Source organism: Xanthomonas sp. SHU 308, assembly GCF_000364645.1.
GTDB lineage: Bacteria > Pseudomonadota > Gammaproteobacteria > Xanthomonadales > Xanthomonadaceae > Xanthomonas_A > Xanthomonas_A sontii.
In genome coordinates this window covers 1-5,354 of the sequence record NZ_AQOK01000620.1, presented here as the reverse complement: position 1 = coordinate 5,354, position 5,354 = coordinate 1, and the positions used below count along the sequence as shown (strand labels likewise).

Sequence of the window (5,354 nt, the reverse complement as noted above, 5' to 3'; positions counted from 1 at the left end):
CGTGCAGGCTCGCCAGCAGGCCGCGGCGGCCGTGCTGGGCCGCGCCGTAGCCGCCCCAATAGGCCTGGCCGACTCGCGCCGGATCGTCCACCGCGAACACGATCGCGGCATCCTCGGCCTGTCGCAGCAACGGCAGGCAGGCCTGGGTCAGCCAGGCCGCGGCGGTCAGGTTGACGTGGATGGCGCGCGCGAACTGGGCCAGATCGGCATGCTCGAACGGGGTCAGCCCGGCGAAGTCGGCGGCGCAGTGCAGCAGCCCGTCCAGGCGGCCGAGCTCGCCCTGCAGGCGCTCGGCCAGGGTCGCGTAGTCCGGCGGAGTGGCTCCGAGCAGGTCCAGCGGGTACAGCAGCGGCGCGGCGCCGACCGCGGCGATTGCGTCGTAGACGCGGTTCAAGCGTGCCGGCTTGTGCCCGAGCAGGACCACGGTGGCCCCCGCCTGGGCGCAGGCCAGCGCCGCAGCGCTGCCGAGCCCGCCGGCGGCGCCGCTGACCAGGACCACCCGCTGCGCCAGCGCGCCGGCCTGCGGCGACGCAGGCGCACTCACGACTGGTAGGCCTCGGTCACGATGCGCTGCAACTCGCCGGACTCGAACAGTTCCATGGTGATGTCGCAGCCACCGATCAACTCGCCATGGATGAACAGCTGCGGGAACGTCGGCCAGTTCGAATAGCGCGGCAGATTGGCACGAATCTCCGGCTCGTCGAGCACGTTGACGGTGTGCAGGCGGTCGGCGCCGGCGGCCAGCAACGCCTGCAACGCGCGGCTGGAAAAGCCGCACATCGGGTACTGCGGCGTGCCCTTCATGAACAACACGATGGGATGGCGTTCGACGTCGGCCTGGATGCGCTCCATCACCTGCATGCGGGTTCTCTCCTGCTGGGGCGAAAGAACGACCTTGGCGGTCGGCTAGACTCTCGCGTAGCCGCATAGTGTAAGCCCTGCGCGCGGCAGTACCGCGACGCGCGCCCGAAACCGCCAGAGGATCCATGCCCATCGAACTCGCTCCCCTGCCCTACGCCGCTGCGGCGCTGGCCCCGCACCTGTCCGCCGCCGCGGTGGAACAGCACCACGGCCAGCACCAGCGCGCGTTGGTGGAACGGCTCAATGCGCGGCTCGCCGGCAGCGACCTGGCCGAGCTGGCGCTGCCGGACCTGCTGCGGCGCGCGCAGGGCCGGCTGTTCCAGGAAGCGGCCGAGGTCTGGAATCACGAGTTCTACTGGCGCGGCCTGCGCCCGCGCGGCGGCGGCGAACCGGGCGGCGCGCTCGGCGAGCGCCTGACCAGGAGTTTCGGCGACGTGGCCCGGTTCAAGGCCGAGTTCGAGCGCATGGCCCTGGCGCTATTCGGCTCCGGCTGGATCTGGCTGGTGCAGCGTCCCGACGGCAGCCTGGCCGTGGTCAGCACCGCCAACGCCGGCACCCCGCTGACTGGCGACGACACGCCGCTGCTGGCCTGCGACGTCTGGGAACACGCCTACTACACCGACCACCCCGGCGACCGCGCGCACTATCTGCAGGCGTTCTGGAAACTGGTCAATTGGGAGTTCGCGGCGTCCAATCTGCGTTGAGCCGGGATTGGAGATTCGGGATTTGGGATTCGCAGTTGCCTGGCCCAGGCGTCGCCTGGGCCGCGTGCTGCAGACTCAGCGCTCGCCGCGCAACGCGGCGATCACCGGGGCGACCTGGGCCTCGCGCTGCAGTTGCGCGCCCACGGTCTGCAGGGCCAGCGCCAGCGCCTCCGGCGTGTCCTCGCACAGGGTGGCGTGGCCGACCTTGCGGCCTTCGCGCGGCTGCTTGCCGTAGTCGTGCCAATGCCCGCCGGGCTGCGCCAGGACCGGTGCGGCGTCGGGCATCGCGCCGATCCAGTTGAGCATGCAGGCATGGCCACGCATGCGGGTGGAGCCCAGCGGCAGCCCCAGTACCGCGCGCAGGTGGTTCTCGAACTGCGAGGTCTCCGCGCCTTCGATGGTCCAGTGGCCGGAGTTGTGCACGCGCGGGGCCATCTCGTTGGCCAGCAGTTCGCCGTCGCGGCAGAACAGTTCCAGCGCGAACACACCGACGTACTGCAGGCGTTCGGCCAGGGCACGCGCATGCGCCACCGCCGCCTGCTCCAGCGCGGCATCGGCCTGCGCCGGCGCCAGGCTGGCCGACAGCACGCCGTGCACATGCCAGTTCTCGGTCAGCGGCCAGGTGCGGAACTCGCCGTCGCGGCCGCGCACCGCCACCACGCTGACCTCGCGCTGGAACGGGACGAACGCCTCGGCGATCAAGCCGACGCTGGCCGCCTGCGCGCCCAGCGCCGCCCAGGCCGCATCGGCGTCGGCGGCGGAGGCGATGCGAAACTGGCCCTTGCCGTCGTAACCGAGCCGGCGGGTCTTGAGGATGCACGGCGTGCCGACCTGCGCCAGCGCCGCGTCCAGATCGGCGCGGGTGTCGATCGCGGCGAACGCCGGCACGGGAATGCCGAGCTCGCGGAACAGGGTCTTCTCGGCCAGGCGATCCTGCGCCACGGCCAGCGCATCCGGGCTCGGGAACACCGGCACCTGCCCGGCCAGGGCGGCGGCGCTATCCGCGGGCACGTTCTCGAAATCGAAGGTCGCCACGTCGACCGCGTCCGCGAACGCGGCCAGCGCGGCTCGGTCGGCATAGTCGCCGACCCGCAGCGGCGCGACCTGTCCGGCGCAGGCATCGGCTGCCGGATCCAGCAGCGCGAAGCGCAGGCCCAGCGGCACGCCGGCCACCGCCATCATCCGTGCCAACTGCCCCGCCCCCAGAATGCCGACGGTGGTCATTGGCGCGGATCGTCCTTGGCCATCACGTCGTCGGTCTGGCGCTGACGGAACTCGCCCAGCGCGGCACCGATCTCAGCGTGATCGTGGGCCAGCATCGCCGCGGCGAACAGCGCGGCGTTGGCCGCGCCGGCATTGCCGATCGCGAAGGTCGCCACCGGAATGCCGGCCGGCATCTGCACGATCGACAGCAGCGAGTCCATGCCGTTGAGCGCCTTGGACTGCACCGGCACGCCCAGCACCGGAACCGCGGTCTTGGCCGCGAGCATGCCCGGCAGGTGCGCGGCGCCGCCGGCACCGGCCACGATCGCGCGCAGGCCGCGCCCGGCCGCTTGCTCGGCATATGAGAACAACACGTCGGGGGTGCGGTGCGCCGACACCACCTTCACTTCATAGGGCACACCCAGCGCATCGAGTTTCTGCGCCGCATGCTGCATGGTCTCCCAGTCGGAGCGGGAACCCATCACGATGCCGACGAGCGGCGCGGTTTGCTTGGAGGTCATGGCCGTCCCCTGCCTTAAAGACGTATTCTAGCCGTCTTCCACGCAAGACGAAGACCGGATGGACCGCAAACTGCTCGACCTGCTGTGCTCGCCCGACACCCGCCAACCGCTGGCGTTGCTGGAGGCGCGCGGCCTGGAGGCGCTGAACCGCGCCATCGCCGCCGGCGGCGTGCAGCGCGCCGATGGCAGTGCGCAGGCGCAACCGCTGCGCGAAGCCCTGATCACCCGCGACCGCAAGCAGGTGTTCCGCGTCGACGACGGCATCCCGGTGCTGCTGGCCGAAGAGGCCATCGGCACCGCCCAGCTCGCCGACTTCCCGGCCAAATGAGCCGCGACATGGCGCCGCCGCAGGCGCCCGCCGCGGAGCTGATCGCCGCCGATGTCGCGCGTGCGCTGGCCGAGGATCTCGGCAGCGGCGACGTCACCGCCGCGCTGCTGCCCGACCGCGCCGACAGCGCCTACCTGCTGTGCAAGCAGGACGCAGTGATCGCCGGCCGCCCCTGGTTCGACGCCTGCCACCAGGCGCTGGATCCGCAGGTCCGCATCGACTGGCAGGTGGCCGAAGGCCAACGCGTGGCCGCCGGCACGGTGCTGGCGTTGCTGCACGGGCGCAGTCGCGCCCTGGTCAGCGCCGAGCGCGCCTCGCTGAACTTCCTGCAGACCCTGTCGGCCACCGCCACCGCCACCGCCGCCTACGTGGCCGCGGTCGCCGGCACCGGCGCGCGCATCCTGGACACGCGCAAGACCCTGCCCGGCCTGCGCCTGGCGCAGAAGTACGCGGTGCGCTGCGGCGGCGGCAGCAACCACCGCATCGGCCTGTACGACACGGTGATGCTCAAGGAGAACCACATCCACGCCGCCGGTTCGCTGCCTGCGGCGGTGGCGGCCGCGCGCGCGCAATGGCCGGCGCTGCCGCTGGTGGTCGAGGTGGAAACTCTGGAGCAACTGCGCGAAGCGCTGGAAGCCGGCTGCGATCGCATCCTGATCGACGACTTCACCGCGGAACAGCGCCGCGACGCGGTGGCGATCGCCGCGGCCGCACCGTTCAATCGCGCGATTCCGCTGGAAGTCTCCGGCGGCGTCGACCTGGAGGCGGTGCGCGCGATCGCGCAGGACGGCGTCGACTGCATCTCCATCGGCGCACTCACCAAGCATGTGCAGGCCGTGGATCTGTCGCTGAAACTCGGAACGCCGCCGCAGTAGGCGGCCAGAGCCGCGCGACGAGGCGACCGCGCGTCCTTTCCACACCCGCGGCGAATGCGGATACATCCCATGCGTGCATGTCCGCACGCATGGCCCAGTCGCGACGTTGCTCGTTTCCACCCCGCTGGGTGAGTCCCACCACCCCAAGGGTAACCGCCAAGCGCCTGATCCGCCGGCAAACGCGCCAGCCAGCACGGCGCGATCTGCCCGGATCGCGCCGCACGCCCTACACTTCACGGCCTCGCCGACGCCGCTCTGCGACGCTGCGCGCTTCCCCGTCCCCACCGAGTTCGCCGATGTTCCGCCCCTGGTTCGCGCTGCTGTGTGTCGCCGCCCTGTTTCCCGCCGGCCGCGCCGCGGCCGCGGAAGTCTGCGATCTGCCGCCGCGCTTCGGCCTGACCCCGGCGGCGGTGGCGATCGTGCGCACCGCCTGCAACGAGCACCGGCTGTGGTGGCGCCCGTTCATCGATCGCGACGGCCGCCTGGCCGGCCTGCGCGTCACCGAGGCCGAGCGCGCCGACCTTGCCGACGACGGCATCGAAGCCTGGCAGCGCGTCGCCGCCTACTGGCGCGACAGCGGCACGCTGGGCGCAATGGGCCGCTTCGACGGTGCCGAGAGCTGCCAGCAGCTGGACGGGTCGCGCTACCGCGAGAACGACTGCCGCGCCTTCATCGTCGACAACCCGTGGTCGGCAGCCTTCGTGTCGTACGTGATGGTGCGCGCCGGCGTGGCCGGCTTCCACACCTCGATCCGGCATATCGACTACATCCGCGCCGCCTACCAGGCCGGCGCCGACGGCCTGCCCTATCGCTTTGCCGACCCACAGCAGGAAAAGCCTGCCCCCGGCGATCTGCTGTGCTT

At 71.7% G+C, this 5,354-nt stretch carries 8 protein-coding genes; 4 read left to right on the top strand and 4 right to left on the bottom strand.

Features of this window, described 5'->3' with window-relative positions:
- Both D588_RS0117505 and grxD read right to left on the bottom strand, forming a co-directional pair.
- A partial coding sequence (locus tag D588_RS0117505) for an SDR family NAD(P)-dependent oxidoreductase (protein WP_017916905.1) occupies nucleotides 1-544 on the bottom strand: 544 nt, incomplete at its 3' end.
- A complete protein-coding gene (grxD, locus tag D588_RS0117500) occupies nucleotides 541-861 on the bottom strand; it encodes a Grx4 family monothiol glutaredoxin (protein WP_010342114.1) in 321 nt (106 codons plus the stop codon). The genes D588_RS0117505 and grxD, both read right to left, overlap by 4 nt.
- 125 nt (nucleotides 862-986) lie before the next feature.
- Here grxD and D588_RS0117495 point away from each other — a divergent pair, with 125 nt between their 5' ends.
- A complete protein-coding gene (locus D588_RS0117495) occupies nucleotides 987-1,565 on the top strand; it encodes a Fe-Mn family superoxide dismutase (RefSeq protein WP_017916904.1) in 579 nt (192 codons plus the stop codon).
- A 75-nt stretch (nucleotides 1,566-1,640) separates the two neighbouring features.
- On the opposite strand, the gene D588_RS0117490 is transcribed toward D588_RS0117495, so the two are convergent.
- Both D588_RS0117490 and purE read right to left on the bottom strand, forming a co-directional pair.
- Nucleotides 1,641-2,789, bottom strand: coding sequence for a 5-(carboxyamino)imidazole ribonucleotide synthase (locus D588_RS0117490; RefSeq protein ID WP_026143837.1), 1,149 nt, complete (start codon nucleotides 2,787-2,789; stop codon nucleotides 1,641-1,643).
- Nucleotides 2,786-3,289, bottom strand: coding sequence for a 5-(carboxyamino)imidazole ribonucleotide mutase (gene purE, locus D588_RS0117485; protein WP_017909417.1), 504 nt, complete (start codon nucleotides 3,287-3,289; stop codon nucleotides 2,786-2,788). The genes D588_RS0117490 and purE overlap by 4 nt, the downstream gene beginning before the upstream one ends.
- A gap of 58 nt (nucleotides 3,290-3,347) precedes the next feature.
- On the opposite strand from purE, the gene D588_RS0117480 reads away from it, so the two are divergent.
- The 3 genes from D588_RS0117480 to D588_RS0117470 all read left to right on the top strand — a co-directional run.
- Nucleotides 3,348-3,617: a Trm112 family protein gene (locus tag D588_RS0117480; RefSeq protein WP_010342118.1), complete on the top strand. Its 270-nt coding sequence runs from the start codon at nucleotides 3,348-3,350 to the stop codon at nucleotides 3,615-3,617.
- Nucleotides 3,614-4,492: a carboxylating nicotinate-nucleotide diphosphorylase gene (gene nadC / locus D588_RS0117475; RefSeq protein ID WP_017916902.1), complete on the top strand. Its 879-nt coding sequence runs from the start codon at nucleotides 3,614-3,616 to the stop codon at nucleotides 4,490-4,492. Before D588_RS0117480 ends, nadC begins: the two co-directional genes overlap by 4 nt.
- Nucleotides 4,493-4,788: 296 nt before the next feature.
- Nucleotides 4,789-5,354, top strand: a 566-nt coding sequence (locus D588_RS0117470) for a DUF2272 domain-containing protein (protein ID WP_017916901.1), incomplete at its 3' end; no start/stop codon positions are given.